The organism is Streptomyces sp. NPDC005576 (assembly GCF_042871745.1).
Lineage (GTDB): Bacteria > Actinomycetota > Actinomycetes > Streptomycetales > Streptomycetaceae > Streptomyces.
This window is the reverse complement of record NZ_JBIAJC010000015.1, coordinates 172,011-189,377: the sequence shown is the minus strand read 5'-3', so window position 1 is coordinate 189,377 and position 17,367 is coordinate 172,011. Positions and strand designations below refer to the sequence as shown.

The following is a 17,367-nucleotide window of genomic DNA, read 5'->3' as shown; positions in this document are numbered from 1 at the left end:
GGACTCTCCCCTCGTGGAGCCCGGACGGCGCGGCGGTCGCGGCGGTCGCGGATGAGCCGCACGGCCGGCGCGGCGCCGGATCAGCCGTGCAGGCGGTGCAGCAGCCGGTAGGAGGCGTACACGGCCAGGGCCGCGACCGCGAGCAGGATGCCGGTCTCGACGAGCTGGAGCGGCCAGTGGTGGGACTCCGGGTGGTAGTCGACGTAGCGGCCGGTGACGCCGAGCGCGTTCAGGCACGTGTCGCCGCTGTCGATGCAGGTGTCGAGGGGCAGGCGCTCGCCGGTGCTGGTGAGGTAGCCGGTGTCCACCACCCACCGGTCGAGGTGGAAGGCGCCGATCCCGTACGAGTGGTAGGTGGCCGTCCCGACCGGCCAGAGGTGGACGCGGACCGCGTTGAACCCGTACATCGCGATGCCCTGGACCACCACCGCCACGGCGATGGACCGGAGGGTGCTCCGCAGCAGCAGGCCGACGAGGGTGCCGACGGCCAGGGCGAAGAGCGCGTACGCGAGGGGGAGCACACCGCCCGTGGACCGGAGCCCGTCCATGTACCACTCGTCGGTGTACTGCTCGGCCTGTCCCGAGGCCCAGGCGCGGGCGGCGGTCAGTACGAGGGTCACTGCCACGACCGCCGTCGCGGGGACGGCCAGCTTCGCGGTCAGCCAGCGGGCCGGCGATACGGACTGGGTCCAGGCGAGACGGTGGGTTCCGCTCTCCAGCTCGCGTCCGATCGCCGGGCCCGCCATGAACGCGCCGTACACGGCGGGCAGCAGGACCGTCAGCAATCCGACCTGGCTCCGGGCGTGGCTGAGGCGCAGCTGGCTGTCCAGGTAGTTACGGACGGACTGCGCGCAGGCATGGGTCGGGGACTGGTCGCCGACACGGCAGCCGGTGCGGGCGAAGGCGTCGGCGTCGTGGCCGACCCACAGTGCGACGGCCACCAGACCGGCGACGGCCAGCACGGTGAGGAGGATCAGCAGCTGGAACGCGCGCCGGTGCTGGCGGACGACGAGCCGGGCGGGCCCGCGCAGGCCGGCGGAGGCGCGGACGGCAGGGCGGGGCGGGGCGAGGGTGCTCATGACGCGGACACCGTCCGGGAGTCTTCGTGGTCGGCGCCGTCGCGGCCCGAACCGGGGACGGTCAGGGGCGGGGCGTCGGGGGAGCGGAGGTGGGCGAGCAGCAGTTCCTCCAGGGAGGGTGCGGTCACCAGCCAGGCGTCCCGGTCCACCGGACCCCCGGGCCGTACCAGCGCCGTGAGCTGACGGCCCGTGGTGCGGGATTCGACCACCGTGTGCGGGGCGAGGTCGGCGGTCTGCCCGGTGAGTACGGCGTGCGCCGCGAGGATCTCCTCGGTGTCCCCGGAGAGCCGGACCCGGCCGCCGTCGACGAGGAGGAGGTGGTCGCATGCGCCCTCCAGCTCGGTGAGGATGTGTGAGGACATGACGATGGTGGTGCCGTGCTCGGCGGCCTCGGCCATGAGCAATCCCATCAGCCGGTGGCGTACCAGTGGGTCGAGATCGGCCATCGGCTCGTCCAGCAGCAGGAGTTCGGGCCGCTTGCCGAGGGCGAGGGCCAGGGCGAGCCGGGTGCGCGAACCGCCGGAGAGGGTACGGACCCGGGCCGTGCGCGGCAGGTCCCCGGTGAACCGCTCGGCCGTCTCCGCGTCCCAGCTCCCCGGGTTCAGGTCGGCGCCGGTGAGCAGGGTCTCCGCCACCGTGAGCTGCCCGTAGAGCGGCTTCTCCTGTGCCACGTACCCGATGCGGGCGCGGGCCCCGGCCGGTGTGGTGCCGAGCACCCGCAGGCTTCCCTCGGCGGGGCGGAGCACCCCGGCGGCGAGGGCGAGCAGGGTGGACTTGCCGGCTCCGTTGGGGCCGACGAGAGCGGATATCCGCCCGGCCGGCAGCCGGAAGGAGCAGTGGCGCAGTGCCCACGCGTCCTTCCTGCGGCTGTACGTCGTGCCGAGGCCGTCGGCCTCGATCGCGGCGACTGTCATGCGTTCGTCTCCCCCTTGTGTGCGCTGTTTCCCCGGGACGTGCTGCTCTCCCGAGCCGTGCTGCTCCCCTGGTCCGTGCCGCCGCCCGTGGGCGTGCCGTCCAGTACCGCCGTGAAGAGCGCGGTCATGTCGTCCCGTTCCAGACCTGCGGTGCGCGCCCGGCCGACCCAGTCGGCGAGTTCGGCGCGGAGCGGCGAGTCGGCGTCCTCGTGGGCCGCGCCGCCGAGGGCGCGCCGCACGAAGGTGCCGATGCCGCGCCGGCCCTCGGCCAGTCCCTCGCGCTCCAGCTCGCGGTAGGCCTTGAGCACCGTGTTCGGATTGATCGCGGTGGCTTCGACGACCTCGCGCGCGGTGGGCAGCCGGTCGCCGGGCCGCAGGACTCCCAGGCGCAGCGCCTGCTTCGTCTGCTGGACGATCTGCAGGTAGGTGGCGACGCCGCTGTGCCGGTCGATGCGGAACTCGACCGCTGCGGGCTCTGCCATGCGGTCAACACCCTTTCACTAGTGGAGTGGTGAAAGGGTGGGCCAAGAAAGGGGCGGCGTCAAGTGACGCCGCCCCCGCTGTAGTTCAGGGTGTTGAGGACCAATGCGACGGAACCGCACCGAAGATGGTCAAACGCCACCTGGTGCGGAAGCCCGGAGGCTACGACTCCGTGCGGTACATCAGGTCCACCTCGTGCGTGGTGAAGCCCATCCGCTCGTACACCGTCACGGCCGCCACGTTGTCCGCGTCCACGTAGAGCATCACGTCCGGCAGTCCCTCGGCGGCCAGGTGGCGCAGGCCGACGGCGGTGAGCGCCTTGCCGAGGCCGCCACCCTGCGCGTCGGGGCGGATGCCGACCACGTACACCTCACCGAGGTTCTCCTCGGCGTGCACCTTCGTCCAGTGGAAGCCCACGAGCTCGCCCCCGCGCTCGGCCAGGAAGAAGCCCTTCGGGTCGAACCAGGGCTCGGCCATGCGGTCGTCCAGATCCCGCTGGGTGAGCGCCCCCTGCTCCGGGTGGTGGGCAAAGGCGGCGCTGTTCACGGCGAGCCAGGCGGCGTCGTCCTGGCCGGGGACGAAGGTGCGTACGGTGACGCCCTCGGGCAGCACCGGTTCCGGGACGTCGAGCGGGACCAGCGGGCGCCGGAGCTGGCGCAGCTCGCGGAAGAGGCTGAGACCGAGCACCTGCGAGAGGTGGCGGGCGGCCGGGCCGCCGCCGTGCGCCCACACCCGCAGCCGCTTGCCGCTGGCCGCGAGCAGGGCGGCGCCGAGGGCCCGCCCGTGACCGAGGCCGCGCTGTGCGGGGAGGACGACGAGCTCGGCGGCCGGGGCCTCCACCGGGTCGGTGTCCTCCAGCTGCGCGTACCCGGCCAGCACCCCGCCGCTGGTCAGCAGCAGGTGGCGTACGCCGGGGCGGTGGCCGCCCCGGAGGTAGAGCCGCCCCTGTTCGGAGACCGCCTGCCGGCCGTCCATCCGGGCGGCCTCGGTGAGCAGGTCGAGTACGGCGTCGGCCTGGGCGGGTGCGAGCACGTCCAGCGTCTGGATCTCGCGGCCGGGGGCGGGGAGGGGTACGTCAGTCGTCATACGGACGAGCGTACGGCGGGCGGCCCGCCGGGTGACGGTACGGGCGCGTGACGGGTCGGGCGCTGGACGATACGGGCGCGTGACGGGTCGGGCTGGGGTCGGCGCCCGGTACCGCGGGTGCCGGGCGATCCGCCGGGAGCTCCTCGGCCGGCCGCTCCGGCCGCGGCGGCAGCCGGTCGGTACGCTCCGCGACAACACCGCGATGGTTCCCTCCGCCGAGCGCAACGGCTTCGTCCGTCAAGGCGTGCTGCGCTCCTCGGCCTGGGTCATGGGCGCTTTCCTCGACGAGGTCCTGCTCGGTCTCCTCGCCCAGGGAGTGGACGGCGGACGCGCGTGGTTCGTCCGCCCGTAAGGGCTTCTGACGCGAAGGCAACCAGCTCGTAACCTCGGAGGACTGTCGCGCTACGCGCGTTGACCATAGGCTTCCGCACGCACGGCACAGGCATGTCAACACCCCCGTGCCGCACCGGACGAGCACCACGCCGTTCACCCGCCACGCTGGACAGCCACCAAGCTGAACAGCCACCAGGCTCCACACTCACCACGCTGAACACTCACAAGGGGACCGATGTCAGCGACTCCGAAGAAGAACCGCGCCGCTCGGCGGCTGCTGGCCCTGGCGGCCGGCGTGGCCACGGTGAGCGCGCTCGCCGCGCTGCCGGCCGGCGCCCATGACCGCGGAAACGGTCACGGAAGCAACTCCGGCCACGGCCACGGCCAGCAGTCCCGCACGGTCGACGTGCAGCTGCTCTCCTTCAACGACCTGCACGGCAACCTGGAGCCGCCGGCCGGCTCCTCCGGCACGGTCTCCGAGGCGCAGGCCGACGGCACCGTGAAGTCGGTGGCCGCGGGTGGCGTCGAGTACCTCGCCTCCTCGCTGCGCACCGCGCGCCAGGGGCACCCGTACTCCGTCACCGCGGCCGGCGGCGACATGGTGGGCGCGAGCCCGCTGCTCTCCGGGCTCTTCCACGACGAGCCCACGATCGAGGCGCTCAACGGCCTGGACCTGGACGTCACGGCGGTCGGCAACCACGAGTTCGACGAGGGCATCGGCGAGCTGACCCGCCTTCAGAACGGCGGCTGCCACCCGGTCGACGGCTGCTACGAGAAGGGCAAGAAGTTCCAGGGCGCGGACTTCCCCTACCTCGCGGCGAACGTCACCAGCGAGAAGACCGGCAAGCCCGTCCTCAAGCCGTACTTCGTGTGGAAGAAGAACGGCGTCAAGATCGGCTTCATCGGGGTGACCCTGGAGGGCACGCCGAACATCGTCACGGCGAACGGCGTCAAGGGACTCCAGTTCCACGACGAGATCGAGACGGTCAACAAGTACGCCAAGGAGCTGGACCGCCAGGGCGTCAAGTCGATCGTCGCGCTGATCCACGAGGGCGGGGCCCCGGCCTCCGGCGCGTACAACTACGACTGCGACAGCGCGGGCGCCGGTGTCTCCGGGCCGATCGTGGACATCGCCAAGGGCATCTCCCCGAAGGTCGACGCCCTGGTCACCGGTCACACGCACACCGCGTACGTCTGCACCATCCCGGACCCGGCGGGCAAGCCGCGCATGGTCACCTCGGCCGCGTCCTTCGGCAAGCTCTACACCGACACGACCCTCACCTACGACCGCCGCACCAACGACATCGTGCGTACGTCGGTGAAGTCGGCGAACCACGTCGTCAGCCGTGACCAGGCCAAGGCCTCGGACATGACCGCGCTGATCGCCCGCTGGAACGCGCTGGCCGCCCCGATCGCGAGCCGCCCGCAGGGCTTCATCAGCGCCGACATCAACGGGCGCGGCTCCGCCGCCCTGGAGAAGCCGCTCGGCGACCTGATCGCCGATGCGCAAGCGGAGGGCCTGGCCCCCGCCGACCAGGGAGGCGCCCAGGTCGCCTTCATGAACCCGGGCGGCATCCGCGCCGACCTCGTCTACGCCAACGGCGCCGGCGAGGGCGACGGAGTGGTGACGTACGGCGAGTCCTTCACCGTGCAGCCGTTCACCAACATGATGAACGTCGTGGACCTGTCCGGCGCCAACCTGATTGCCGCGCTCCAGCAGCAGGTCAGCGGCCTCAACGAGGCCAGCCCGAAGATCCTCCAGGTCTCGAAGGGCCTCACCTACACGCTCGACCTGACGAAGTCGGGCGCGGCCCGCGTCTCGGCGAGCAGCATCAAGCTGAACGGTGAGGCGATCGACCCGGCGAAGACCTACCGCGTCGCGATGAACGAGTTCCTCGCGGGCGGCGGCGACGGCTTCCCGGCTCTCGCCCTCGGTACGAACAAGCTGGTCGGCCCCTCCGACCTGGACCTCTTCAACGCCTACCTGTCGGCCCACTCCACGGCCGCGGCGCCGCTGGCCCCGCCGGTCACGGACCGCATCACGATCGTGCAGTAGTCCTCGCGGACAGCGTTACGGGGGACAGCGTTACGGGGGCGGCGGGCCGGGTCACGGTCTGCCGCCCCTTTCGCGTGTCGGCGAAGGGGCCTACGGGGGCCAGGGGTGCAGGTGAGCGCGTGTCCCGGGTGTAGCGGCAAGCGCGAGGCCGGGCCACCCTCGCCGATGCGCGCCGCCTCGATCAGGGGCAGGCCCGGCGGGGCGGGTTCGGTGGCCACGGCCACGGCGAGGCCGCCCTCGGCGTAGACGGTCTCCTGGATCTCCAGGGCCTCGCGTGCCGCCAGCTCCTTCGCGAGCGGGTCCACGAGGGCCTCGTCGCGTCCGTTGTCCGCCATGCCGAGCGCGCGGAGCAACCGGGCGCGGTGGTGGGGGTAGTTGGCGTGCGTGCGGACCCACCCGTCGGCCGTCCGCCAGAACCGGGACAACGGGGCGAAGGACGTGGGCGTCTGCCCGTTGATCCGCAGGTGGCGTTCACCGGCAGCCGGGACGGCAGGACGGCACCGGCCCCGACGTAGGACACCCCCTTCGTCAGGTCCCTCCGGCCCCCCCCAGAGCGGCCCAGGCATGTGCGGTGGCGGCGTCCTCGGTGTCCCCGGTGCGCGTCATCGGGCCATTGTGCGGGCGATGATGCGGGAAGAGACGGGCGAATTGAAGCGGCGGAACCTGACCGGCCGGGCGGTCTCCGCAGCTCCGCGATCGAATATTCGCGGGCGGAGAAGCGCGCGGGCCCCGTACGATCCTGGTCGGGACGGGGCTCGTAGCGCAGTGGTTGTCGCGCCTTCACGGCATGTGGGAGGACGCCGGTTCGAATCCGGCCGGCCCCGTCCCACCTGGCCTCCGTGGCCGGTGCTGTTGTCGTCTTCCCTCTGGTGATCGGCGTCGGACCCGCCGTGGGGGGACTGGTGGGTCTGTGGAGCGCCACGCACAGCGCTACCGGCAAAGCCGGTTCGCACGGCTGACCACAGTCGATGGCCCGCTCCTGCGGCCCGGACCGGATACCGCCCTGTGACAGGGAGGCGGTGCAGGCCCCGTGCGGGGACGGTGCGACCCGTGGCAGGATGGCCGCATGATAATCCGAAAGGCCGATGCCGCGTAGGCGTCCGAGAGGGCTGCGCGCGGAGCGCTGGCGGCCCCGGCGAGGTGTACCGGTCCGCCGGATCGACGGCGTGTCGGCGGCGACTCGCTTAGCGATCCGGCGGGTGGAAGAAGAGCGGCTGTGGCCGGGTGCCGTGGGCGCTGCCCTGGCGGAGTGCCGGAGGCATCTGGGGCGACCGGGACGTGTGCTGCCCGATCCGAGGATCGGCTGCGACTGCTGTGACCCTCTGGTGGCCCGGGATTCCCTGGAAGACGTCCTGCGGTGGCTTCCGCGCGGTGCTCGGGCGGACCTCGGCAAAATCGTCGCCGGGCTCGACGCCGAGTTCGACCGCAGGGCCGTCTCCCTCGGGCCTCATCTTGTGTTGGCCCCCCCGGTCGGTGCTTTTGGCTACTGGCGTCGGCGGCTCATGGAGGACCGGGGGTGGGTGGCGCCCCGTCGCCGGTAGCGCCCGCTCACCGCTCCACGAAGGGGACGGTTCCCCGATCGCGCCCTCGCGCCCGCCCCTCCGGCCGGGAATCACGGCCGTCCGGCTGGTTCCGGTACGGGCGCCCGCTCGGACCGCCCGAGGGTGAACCACACCGCCTTGTGGCCGGGCAGTCGGTCGTCCAGCGAGTTCGTCCCCCAGGCGAGAGCCAGGTTCTCCACGATCAACAGGCCGCGCCCGCTCACCTGTTCGCGCCCGGGGAGCCGGGCGGCGAGGGCTTGGACGGCTAGCGGGTCGTAGTCGGCGACGGAGACGGTGACCCGCTTCCGGTTCACCGCCACATGCACTCGAACCAGTGACGAACTGGTGTGCCGGTACGCGTTGGTGACCAGCTCCGTGACACAGAGCCGCGCGTCGTCCACGAGTTCGCCGCGCTGCTCCCGCGCCAGCAGCGACGCGAGGAATTCCCTCGCGATACGGGCTGCCGACGCGGTGTTCGGCAACGTGAGCCGGTAACGCTCGCCTCCGAGCGGGTCGGGCGGTGCGGGGATCGGGGTGGCGGTGGTGGTCATGTGCGTACTCCCGTCGCGGTCGGTGGGGGTGCCTGCACCGAGTGGAGTCCGTGGCGATGGCCGTAATCTGGAGCGCCCTCAAGGCGTGTGTGTACGGCTGCACTTCGGGATCTTCGACCTGATTGCCGGTGCTGTGAGGAGACACTAGCGCGCAGTCTCACTTGTGCACCCACTTCGGCTCATTAAGGGACCGAATGGATTACGGTGAGGCCGCCAGCGAAACTGTGAGCCGACCAGAGGAGAGCGTGATGCCACCGAGAAAGGCGCCCACGGCCCGGCAGTGCCGCGTGGGGATCGAGCTGCGCAAGATGCGTCAGCATGCGGGGCTCGCCCTGGCCGAGGCGGCGAGCCTGCTCGGTACGGACCGCACCGCCATCAGCAACACGGAATCCGGGCGCTTCGGGGTGAGTGCGGATCGGGTGCGAACTTGGGCCGGCGGCTACGGGTGCCCCGACGCCGCCTACGTGGAAGCCCTGGCCGCGATGGCGGAGGAACGGGTCAAGGGCTGGTGGGAGGAGTATCGGGGCGAGTTCACCAGTGGAGCGTTGGACCTGGCGGAATTGGAGCATCATGCGGTCGGCATTCGGTCCATGCAGGTGATCTACCAGCCGGGACTGCTGCAGAACGAGGACTACGCCAACGCCGTATTCGATCAGGCGGTGCCGCAGCTGAGCCCGGCTCGTCGGCGTCGGTCGATTTCGCATCGATTGAGGCGGCGAGACGTCCTCGATAGGGTCGACGCGCCCGTATGTACGTTCCTGATCCATGAAACCGCGCTCCGGATGGTGTTTGGAAGCTCCCGGGTGGCTCGCGGACAGCTTGACCATCTGCTCAGGGAGTCGGAGCGGGAGAACGTGGTGGTCAGGGTGGTTCCCTTCGCTGCGGGCGGCTTCCCAGAGACTGGCAGCGCGACGCAATATGTCTACGGTCCGGTCCCGCAGCTGGATACCGTGCAGATGGATACGGCGACCGGACCTGCATTCCTGGATGCCGAGACGCGCCTCGTCAACTACCGCGCCGCACTGGACCGGGTGGAGGAGCTGTCGCTCGGCCGAGGGGAGTCCAGGGACTTCATTCGAAAGGTCGCACAACAAGTGTGAAGGCGTGAGAACCATGGAAATTCAGTGGCGCAAGTCCTCCAAGTCGTCTGCCCCCGAGGGCAACAACTGCCTGGAGCTGGCCGAGTACGACGGTGAGATCCTGCTGCGCGAGAGTGACAACCCGGACGTGGTCGTCCGGACGACGCGCGTCAAGCTCCGGGCCTTCCTGGGTGGTGTCAAGGAGGGCGAGTTCGACGACCTGGCGTGAGCGTCTCTGGTCTCATCGCGTACGCGCTTCGGGCGGCCCTCACCGGCGCAGGTGGGGGCCGCTTTCGATTTTCGTACAACATGTGTAGAGAGACGAGGTTCACTCGTTAGACGTCAAACTCTTGATACGGAGGTGCGCCAGGCGTTAGCTTCGTAGCGCTCGACCGTTGCTTGTGCGGCGGTCAACTCCCCTCACATCTGCGCCTGTTGGGGGAGGTGGGCCCGTGCGCCCCTGCTCTGCGGCTCGTCACGCCGGTTGCGGGCGGGGGCGTCCTCGGCGCGTGACAGGAGGCCCCCGTGCACGACTCGCAACCCTCGGCCACAACGCCACCGGACGTCTTCCGCTGCGAACGGGTCACCTACCACACGGTCGAAGCCGATCAGATCGTGGATGCGGCGCACTGCACCACCAACACCCCGCTGGAAGCGATCCGTTGGGTCCAGGGTCAGGTGCAGTCCATCGTTGCGCAGCTCCCGCCCGGTGAAGCGGTGCAGGCCCGGCGCTGGGACGAGGGTGGTGGCTGCATCGGGGCGCTTGCCGCACTCCACCGGGGGGAGGCGTGCGGGTTCACCCTCCGGCACGGGGACTTCTGGAGCGAGTGGAACTTACGCCCTTGGGGCGAGGCGGACGTGTTCGTCAGCCGGGCCGAGGGCCACGGATCGCGTTGTCAGGGCGTGGAGTTGTTCTTCCGGATGCCCGACGGGTTCGGCCTCCGCGACGGATGACTCTCCCGGCCGGCAAGGGGATGGGCAGCACCGCTCACGACTCCCCGAAGGGGACGGCTCCCCGATAGCGCCCTCGCGCCCTCGCTCCCGCCCCACCACACCCCCGCGCGAGCCGACCACCGGACCCCGGCCCCCGCCGAGCAGATGTTCAGGCCGCCGTCTTCTGGGCGAGGAGGCGGAAGGCGGTGTACGTCATCACGGCGGTGAGGGCGAGGATGATGCCGGTCTCCACGAGCTGGAGGGGCCAGAAGTGGGAGACGGGATGGATGTCGGCGAAGTAGCCGGTGGCGTGCAGCTGTTCGAGCTTCCGGACGCAGGCCGGGTCCTCCTGGAAGCCGGGGAGGTAGCAGGCGGAGTCGCCGGTGAGGCGGGCGCCGCCGGAGGTGATGATGCCGTGGCCGAGGCTCTCGGCTCCGGAGGTGCCGGGGATCGAGTCGGCGCCGAGGCCGGACACGCGGGTCACGGTCGGCCACAGGTGGGGCCGGAGGAGCGTCGCGGCGGCCCAGACGCCGAAGGTGGTGACCACGGTCAGGCCGAGCGCGCCGAGGGTGCGGCCCAGTCGCAGGGCCGCGACGGCGCCGAAGGCGAGGGCGAACAGAGCGATGGCGACCGGGACCGTCCCGCCGGCGTTGTAGGTGAGGGTGTCGGTCCACGGCTTGAGGGTGTCGACCCGGTGCTGCCCCGCGGACCAGGCCCGGCGGTGGAGCAGCGCCAGCGGCGTCAGGCCCACGACGACCAGCGCGGCCGGCAGGGCGAGCTTCGCCGCGAGCCAGTGGGCCGGGCGGACGGACTGGGTCCAGGCGAGTTGCGCCGTACCGTCCTCCATCTCCCGGCCGAACAGGCTGCCGCCCGCCCAGGCGGCGATGGCGAGCGGCGCGAGGGCCACCAGGCAGGCGCTGTAGAGGGCGACCGACTTGTAGGTGGTGATGGCGTCCTGGTCGTACGGACACCCGCTGTCGACACAGGCGTTGTACCGGTCCCACGCGTCGGCCGAGGCGTCGGTGAGCGGGCCGCCCAGCCACAGCAGCAGGGCGATACCGCCGAGGACCATCACCGCCCAGACGAGCAGGGCGGGCCGGTGCAGACGGAGAACCAGCCAGTTCGGTCCCGAGGGGCGGCCGAGGGTGGCGAGGGAGCTCATGCGGTGGCCGCCTTCATGTGCAGGATGCGGAACGCCACGGCCACCAGGAGGGCGGTGACGGCGAGGACGATCGCGGTCTCGGTGAGCTGGACCGGCCAGTAGTCCGGCGAGGGGAGGTAGGTGCGGTGGGCACCGCCGCGCACCGGGACATCGGGGATGTGACGGTAGACCGAGCTGTGCTGGAGGGGCCACAGGAGGGAGCGGTACGCGCTGATCGGGAACTGCACGACGGCGGCGATCACGAGCGCGGGCAGTGTTCTGCGGACCGCCAGCCCGATGACCGCGCCGAGGGCCAGTCCGAGCAGGGTGTACGCGACGGTTCCCGGTCCGATGGAGAAGTAGAGCGAGGCGGGTGCCGAGCCGGCCGTGAGCAACCCGCTGTGTGCGGACCACGCGAGCCGGTAGAGGCCCATGAGGAGGCCCGTACCGGTGGTGAGCAGCACGGCGGGGACGGCGAGCTTCACGGCGAGCCAGCGTGCGGGGCCGGCGGACTGCGTCCAGGCGAGCTGTGCGGTGCCGTCCTCCAGTTCGCGGCCGATCAGCGAGGCGGCGGCGAACAGCGGAACCGCGAAGATCGCGAGGCTGATCAGGGCGGACGGCTGGTAGAAGAGGTCGGCGTAGGCGTACTTCGCCTCGTGCGGGTACGGCACGTAGTACCCGTACCGGTCGAACTCGGCCTGCGCCGCGTTCGATCCCGGGCCCCACAGCCAGAGCAGGAGAGCGGCCGTGGCGGCCACGAACACGCCCCAGACCACCAGCGCGGTGCGGTGCAGACGCAGCACGCTCCAGACGAGACCGCGAGGGCGGAGGAGTGTGCGGCGGGGGGCGGGGGCCGGCGGGGCGGCGGTGGTCATGCCGTCACCGTCACGGGGTGCGCGGTGGTGCTCGACGCGATCAGGGCAGGGGCGGCGGGGGAGCGCAGGTGGGTGAGGATGACCTCTTCCAGGGACGGCTCCTGTACCGCCCAGGCGTCGCCGACGGGGCCCTCGGGCCGGAGCAGGGCGGTGAGACCGCGACCTGCGGCGCGGGCCTCGACCACGGTGTGCGGGGCGAGGTCGGCGGGTGTTCCGCGCCCGGTGACCAGGCGGTGCGCGGCGACCAGGTCGTCGATGTCGCCGCCGAGTTGGATGCGTCCGCCACTGAGGAGCAACAGGTGGTCGCAGGCGTCGGCGAGCTCGGCCACCACGTGCGAGGACATCAGCACGGTGGTGCCGCGCTCGGCGGCGTCCGCCATCAGCGTGCCCATCAGCTCGTGGCGGGCCAGCGGGTCGAGGTCGGCCATCGGCTCGTCCAGCAGCATCAGGTCGGGCCGCTTGCCGAGCGCGAGGGCGAGTGCCACCCGGGTGCGCTGGCCGCCGGAGAGCCGGCCGACCTTCGTCTTCGGGCTGAGGGAGCCCTGCTCGACTATCCCGGCGGCGTACGGGGCGTCCCAGCGGCCGGGGTTGAGTTCGGCTCCCATCCGCAGGGTGTCGGCGATGCTGAGCTGGGGGTGGAGCGGCTTGGCCTGGGCGAGGTGGGCGACCCGGTCACGGGCCTTGCCGGGGGCCTCGCCGAGGACGGTGAGCGTCCCCGAGCTGGGCCGCAGCAGACCGGCCGCCATGGCCAACAGGGTCGACTTTCCAGTCCCGTTGGGGCCGACCAGTGCGCTGATCCGCCCGGCGGGGAGTCGGAAGGAGCAGCCGTCGAGCACGGGCGCCCCGCGTCGGCCGTACCGCTTGCCGAGTTCGTACGCCTCTATGGCGACGTCGCCCGGTATGGAGCTGGTGGGTGTCACTGGTTCCCCTTGGGGGTCGGAAAACGTTCGTCCAGCGTGGAGCCGAAGAGCGCGGCCACGTCCTCGCGGTCGAGGCCCGCGGCCTCGGCCTTCCGCGCCCATGCGGCGAGCTCCGCGCGCAGCGGGGAGTCGTCGGCCGGGGCGGCTCCGAGTGTCCTGCGCACGAAGGTGCCCAGTCCCCGGCGCGCCTCGACCAGACCTTCGCGTTCCAGCTCGCGGTAGGCCTTCAGGACGGTGTTCGGGTTGATGGCGGTGGCCTCCACGACCTCACGGGCCGTGGGCAGTTTGTCGCCCGGTTCGAGCAGACCGAGGCGGAGGGCCTGCTTGGTCTGCTGCACGATCTGCACATAGGTGGAGACACCGCTGCGGCGGTCGATGCGGTACTCGATGCGGTGCTCGCTGCCGGGTTCCCCCATGACTTAACCCCCCTTTCACTAATTGAGTAGTGAAAGGGTCCTTCAAGGTGGCCTCAGAAGTCAACCCCCGCCCCACCTGGGTCGACCGGAGGAGGGGGCGCCTGGGCGGCCTGGAGTGCGGGTCGGTAAGTCAACGCCCGTGTACATCACGTGTGTTGGTGCGGAACAGGCGTGCTGCGCGTGGCAAAAATGGTCTGCTCCCCGGCATCCGGGCCATCGTGGAGGACATGCTCCACCGGAGGCTCAGCGCTCCCAGCCGATCTCCGGCGGCGGGGTGGGCGCTCCCGGCAGGCGGATGACCGCCTCCGTGCCGCCGCCGTCCGGGGCCGGGCGGAGCGACACCTCGCCGCCGGACTGCTGGACCGACCGGGCCACGATGGACAAGCCGAGTCCGGAGCCGGGGAGTTGGCGGGCGGAGGGGGAGCGCCAGAAGCGTTCGAAGACGTGCGGGAGTTCGTCGGCGGGGATGCCGGGACCGTGGTCGCGCACCGTCAGCTCGCCCCGGTCCAGAGTGACCTCGATGGACCCCCGGGGCGGGCTGAACTTCACCGCGTTGTCGAGGACGTTGACGATCGCGCGCTGGAGCGCGGCCGGTTCGCCGCGTACGTACCAGGGGGCCAGCTCGGCGGTGATGGTCAGCTCGGGGCCGCGCAGCCGGGCGCGTTGCAGGGCGGTACGGGTGATGTCGTGCAGGCCCACCACCTCCAGCGGGCCCGGCTGGGCGGCGTCCGGGCGGGCGAGTTCCTGGAGATCGCCGATGAGGGCGGCCAGCTCCGTCATCTGGGCGGTGACCGAGGCCATCAGGGCCTTGCGGTCGTCCGGCGGGATGGCGCGGCCGGTCTCCTCGCTGCGGGCGAGCAGCTCGATGTTGGTCCGGAGCGAGGTCAGCGGGGTGCGCAGCTCGTGGCCGGCGTCGGCGATCAGCTGCGACTGGCGGTCGCGGGAGGTCGCGAGCGAGGCGGTCATCGAGTTGAAGGAGCGCGACAGCCGGGCGATCTCGTCCTCGCCCTCCACCGGGATGCGGACGGTCAGGTCCTCGGTGCGGGCCACGTGCTCGACGGCCAGGGTCAGTTCGTCCACCGGGCGCAGCCCGGATCGCGCGACCCACATGCCGGCCGCTCCGGCGGCGACCACGCCGATGCCGGAGACGGCGAGCAGCAGCCAGGCGAGCGCGGTGAGCGGGTCGTCGACCTCACTCATCGGACGGCCGATGGTGACCGCGTAGTCGGTGGGGGGCTGGGTGATCAGGTGGTAGGTGTAGACGCGCATCCGCACGCCGTTCTTGGTGGTCTCGGTGTGCAGGGCGTAGTGCTCCCTGCCCTCGGCCACCGCGATGTCGGCGTCGGTCACCGGGATCTCGGAGTTCTCGTCGACGGAGCAGACGGTGCCGCTCGAATCGATGACCTGGAAGGCGACGCCCCCCACGGCGGGCGGGAAGCGCTGCTGGTTGCCGCTGTCGCAGGAGGCGAGCAGGGCGCTGACGTCGCCCAGCCGGGAGCTGCGCAGCGACTCGTCCATGCGGTGTTCCAGCTGCTGCTTGGTCACGAACCAGCAGGCCACCGCGACCGCCGCCACCGCCACCGCCACCGCGAAGGCGACCAGCAGGGCGAGGCGGGACCGGAGGGGCAGGGTGCGGAGTCTGCGTACCAGGCGCCTCACCCCTCACCGCCGGAGCGCAGGGCGTACCCCACCCCGCGCACGGTGTGCACGAGGCGGGGTTCACCACCGGCCTCGGTCTTGCGGCGCAGGTACATCACGTAGACGTCCAGGGAGTTGGAGCTGGGTTCGAAGTCGAAGCCCCAGACGGCCTTGAGGATCTGCTCGCGGGTGAGGACCTGGCGCGGGTGCGCGAGGAACATCTCCAGCAGGGTGAACTCGGTGCGGGTCAGCTCGACGGGGCGGTTGCCCCGGGTGACCTCCCGGGTGGCGAGGTCCATGCGCAGGTCGGCGAAGGAGAGCACGTCCTCGTCGGTGATGTCGGTGCCCGCCGCCGCCGCGTAGGAGCTGCGGCGCAGCAGGGCGCGGATGCGGGCGAAGAGCTCGTCGAGTTCGAAGGGCTTGACGAGGTAGTCGTCGGCGCCCGCGTCGAGGCCGGTGACCCTGTCGCCCACGGTGTCGCGGGCGGTGAGCATGAGGATGGGGGTGGTGGTCCCGGTGGCCCGGATGCGGCGTGCGGCGGTGAGACCGTCCATCCGGGGCATCTGGATGTCCAGCACGATGAGGTCGGGGTGGTACGCCTCGGCCTTGGTGAGGGCGTCGTAACCGTCGACGGCGACCTCGGTGGCGTACCCCTCGAACGCGAGGCTCCGCCGGAGTGCCTCACGTACGGCGGGTTCGTCGTCGACGATCAGGATGCGCTGCGGATCGTCTTCGGCGGGGCTCATCGCTCTGCGTCCTCTTCTCGTCTCGGCCGCGCGGCACCGGCGGCGCGGCCACGGATGGTCCCGGTGGTGTCCGGTGGGTCACCGTCGGGCAGGGCGTCGGGACCCCGGCCATGATCCGCCGGGCACCGCCCAAGCCTCGCACGCCGGGCGGGCGGACCGGAGGTTCGGCGGCCTCCGGCGGGAGCGGTCAGGAACCGTCGCCGGAGCGGAGGGTCTCCAGGTCGGCCTTGACCGTGTTGACGGGGATGGCGAAGCCGAGGCCGACGCTGCCCGCGCCGGAGCTGCTGGTGCTGCTGGACGAACTGGGCGAGTACATGGCGGAGTTGATGCCGATGATCTCGCCGTTCATGTTGATCAGCGCGCCGCCGGAGTTGCCCGGGTTGAGCGAGGCGTCGGTCTGCAGGGCCTTGTACGTGGTGGTGCTGGAGCCGGTGTCGCCGTTGAACTGCCGGCCGCCGAACTCGAACGGCCACTGCTGCTCGCCGCTGCCGCCGCCCTGGCTCCCGCTGCCGTAGCCGCCGAAGCCGCCCGTGCCGCTGGGGTCGCTGGAGTCGGCCGAACCGGAGTCGCTCTCCTCCTTCGCGACCGTGACGTCCCGGTTCAGTGCGGAGATGATGCCGCTGGTTACGGTGCCGCTCAGCCCCTCGGGGGAGCCGATCGCCACGACCTGGTCGCCGACCGCGACGTCTTTGGAGTCGCCGAGCGTGGCGGTCTTGAGGCCGCTCGCGTTCTCCAGCTTGATGAGGGCGAGGTCCTTGTCCGGGTCGGTGCCGACCACGTCCGCGGTGTAGGTCTTGCCGGTGGAGAGGGTCACCTTGATCTCGGAGGCGCCGGTGATCACGTGGTTGTTGGTGACGATCTCGCCGTCCGAGGTGATGACCACACCGGAGCCGGTGGAGTCGCCCGCGGTGGAGGTGGCGCCGATCTCGACGATCGCGGGGGAGACGGCCGCCGCCACCCCGGCCACGGTGCCGGCGCGGCCGGACGAGACGGTGGTGCCGCTGACGACGGTGCTGCTCGCGCTGGTGCTGCCGCCCCCGCCGTCCGCCAGGTCACCGACCAGGGTCGCGGTGCCGCCGCCGATCGCCGCCGCCGCGATGGCGACCGCCGCGAGCAGCGCGTACGGCCGCTTCACCTTCCGCGCGGGCTTCTCCGGGAGCGGGGCGGGGGCCGGGTAACCGGCGTGGTCCGGGAAGCCCGAGAACCCGGAGCCGCCGCCCGCGCCGCCCGCCGCGCCGCCCGGCCACACGGTGGTCTGCGGGTCCATGACGACGGGGTGCACCGGAGCGGTCGGCCGCGCCGGCTCGTACGCCGGGGGCGGCGGGTACGCGCCGCTGCCGGAAGGCGGGGCGGGGGTCCCGGCGGAGGCGCCGAAGGGTCCTTCCGCGGGGTGCGACTCGGTGCCGTACGAGTCGTTGCCGTACGTGGGATACGTCGGGTACTCGCCGCTCGGGCGGGGGCTCTCAGTCATGAGGAAAGCGTGTCCGGGAAACATGAGAAGAGCCTGAGCCCCCGCTGAGAAGCCCGGCAGAAGCTCGTAGGATCCGGATAAGAGCCCGGACGGGACCCGGATGAGGGC

General features: G+C 71.7%; 17 protein-coding genes, 1 tRNA gene and 1 pseudogene. 6 read left to right on the top strand and 13 right to left on the bottom strand.

Features of this window, described 5'->3' with window-relative positions; all coding sequences use genetic code 11:
- Positions 1–80: 80 nt before the first annotated feature.
- The 4 genes from ACFYPN_RS26365 to mshD all read right to left on the bottom strand — a co-directional run bounded on the left by ACFYPN_RS26365 (position 81) and on the right by mshD (position 3,559).
- Entirely contained in the window at positions 81–1,079 is a 999-nt protein-coding gene (locus tag ACFYPN_RS26365; protein WP_358759202.1) for an ABC transporter permease subunit, read from the bottom strand.
- On the bottom strand, positions 1,076–1,993 hold the full coding sequence (locus ACFYPN_RS26360; protein ID WP_389301490.1) for an ABC transporter ATP-binding protein: 918 nt from the start codon (positions 1,991–1,993) through the stop codon (positions 1,076–1,078). Before ACFYPN_RS26360 ends, ACFYPN_RS26365 begins: the two co-directional genes overlap by 4 nt.
- Complete coding sequence (locus ACFYPN_RS26355) at positions 1,990–2,475, bottom strand: GntR family transcriptional regulator (protein WP_358759206.1); 486 nt, start codon at positions 2,473–2,475, stop codon at positions 1,990–1,992. The genes ACFYPN_RS26360 and ACFYPN_RS26355 overlap by 4 nt, the downstream gene beginning before the upstream one ends.
- 160 nt (positions 2,476–2,635) lie before the next feature.
- Positions 2,636–3,559, bottom strand: coding sequence for a mycothiol synthase (gene mshD / locus ACFYPN_RS26350; RefSeq protein WP_358759208.1), 924 nt, complete (start codon positions 3,557–3,559; stop codon positions 2,636–2,638).
- A 181-nt stretch (positions 3,560–3,740) separates the two neighbouring features.
- Between mshD and ACFYPN_RS26345 the strand changes: the two are divergent.
- Positions 3,741–3,921, top strand: a pseudogene (locus ACFYPN_RS26345) (GNAT family N-acetyltransferase); the annotation flags it as partial.
- A gap of 206 nt (positions 3,922–4,127) precedes the next feature.
- Positions 4,128–5,948 (top strand): bifunctional metallophosphatase/5'-nucleotidase, encoded by a 1,821-nt coding sequence (locus ACFYPN_RS26340; protein ID WP_358759210.1) that lies wholly within the window; start codon positions 4,128–4,130, stop codon positions 5,946–5,948.
- Here ACFYPN_RS26340 and ACFYPN_RS26335 read toward each other — a convergent pair.
- On the bottom strand, positions 5,873–6,373 hold the full coding sequence (locus tag ACFYPN_RS26335; RefSeq protein WP_389301486.1) for a hypothetical protein: 501 nt from the start codon (positions 6,371–6,373) through the stop codon (positions 5,873–5,875). The two genes, ACFYPN_RS26340 and ACFYPN_RS26335, sit on opposite strands and share 76 nt — an antisense overlap.
- 325 nt (positions 6,374–6,698) lie before the next feature.
- Here ACFYPN_RS26335 and ACFYPN_RS26330 point away from each other — a divergent pair.
- Positions 6,699–6,772: transfer RNA gene (locus tag ACFYPN_RS26330), tRNA-Ala, on the top strand.
- 788 nt (positions 6,773–7,560) lie between these two features.
- Here the strand turns inward: ACFYPN_RS26330 and ACFYPN_RS26325 are convergent.
- Positions 7,561–8,040 (bottom strand): ATP-binding protein, encoded by a 480-nt coding sequence (locus ACFYPN_RS26325; RefSeq protein ID WP_358759212.1) that lies wholly within the window; start codon positions 8,038–8,040, stop codon positions 7,561–7,563.
- 248 nt (positions 8,041–8,288) lie between these two features.
- Here ACFYPN_RS26325 and ACFYPN_RS26320 point away from each other — a divergent pair, with 248 nt between their 5' ends.
- The 3 genes from ACFYPN_RS26320 to ACFYPN_RS26310 all read left to right on the top strand — a co-directional run bounded on the left by ACFYPN_RS26320 (position 8,289) and on the right by ACFYPN_RS26310 (position 10,073).
- A complete protein-coding gene (locus ACFYPN_RS26320) occupies positions 8,289–9,140 on the top strand; it encodes a DUF5753 domain-containing protein (RefSeq protein WP_358759331.1) in 852 nt (283 codons plus the stop codon).
- A gap of 13 nt (positions 9,141–9,153) precedes the next feature.
- Positions 9,154–9,348 carry a DUF397 domain-containing protein gene (locus ACFYPN_RS26315; RefSeq protein WP_328720827.1) on the top strand — a complete coding sequence of 65 codons (195 nt, stop codon included), beginning with the start codon at positions 9,154–9,156 and terminating at the stop codon, positions 9,346–9,348.
- A 296-nt stretch (positions 9,349–9,644) separates the two neighbouring features.
- On the top strand, positions 9,645–10,073 hold the full coding sequence (locus ACFYPN_RS26310; protein WP_358759214.1) for a hypothetical protein: 429 nt from the start codon (positions 9,645–9,647) through the stop codon (positions 10,071–10,073).
- A gap of 148 nt (positions 10,074–10,221) precedes the next feature.
- Here the strand turns inward: ACFYPN_RS26310 and ACFYPN_RS26305 are convergent, their stop codons facing one another.
- From ACFYPN_RS26305 to ACFYPN_RS26275, 7 genes are all read right to left on the bottom strand, one after another.
- Entirely contained in the window at positions 10,222–11,214 is a 993-nt protein-coding gene (locus ACFYPN_RS26305; RefSeq protein WP_389301481.1) for an ABC transporter permease, read from the bottom strand.
- A complete protein-coding gene (locus ACFYPN_RS26300) occupies positions 11,211–12,068 on the bottom strand; it encodes a hypothetical protein (RefSeq protein WP_389301478.1) in 858 nt (285 codons plus the stop codon). Before ACFYPN_RS26300 ends, ACFYPN_RS26305 begins: the two co-directional genes overlap by 4 nt.
- Positions 12,065–12,988, bottom strand: coding sequence for an ABC transporter ATP-binding protein (locus ACFYPN_RS26295; protein ID WP_358759220.1), 924 nt, complete (start codon positions 12,986–12,988; stop codon positions 12,065–12,067). Before ACFYPN_RS26295 ends, ACFYPN_RS26300 begins: the two co-directional genes overlap by 4 nt.
- Entirely contained in the window at positions 12,985–13,404 is a 420-nt protein-coding gene (locus tag ACFYPN_RS26290; RefSeq protein ID WP_358759222.1) for a GntR family transcriptional regulator, read from the bottom strand. The genes ACFYPN_RS26295 and ACFYPN_RS26290 overlap by 4 nt, the downstream gene beginning before the upstream one ends.
- Positions 13,405–13,647: 243 nt before the next feature.
- Positions 13,648–15,063 carry a HAMP domain-containing sensor histidine kinase gene (locus tag ACFYPN_RS26285; RefSeq protein ID WP_358759224.1) on the bottom strand — a complete coding sequence of 472 codons (1,416 nt, stop codon included), beginning with the start codon at positions 15,061–15,063 and terminating at the stop codon, positions 13,648–13,650.
- Entirely contained in the window at positions 15,060–15,788 is a 729-nt protein-coding gene (locus ACFYPN_RS26280; protein WP_389301474.1) for a response regulator transcription factor, read from the bottom strand. The genes ACFYPN_RS26285 and ACFYPN_RS26280 overlap by 4 nt, the downstream gene beginning before the upstream one ends.
- 187 nt (positions 15,789–15,975) lie before the next feature.
- Positions 15,976–17,259 carry a S1C family serine protease gene (locus tag ACFYPN_RS26275; RefSeq protein ID WP_389301471.1) on the bottom strand — a complete coding sequence of 428 codons (1,284 nt, stop codon included), beginning with the start codon at positions 17,257–17,259 and terminating at the stop codon, positions 15,976–15,978.
- Between the last annotated feature and the right edge of the window lie 108 nt (positions 17,260–17,367).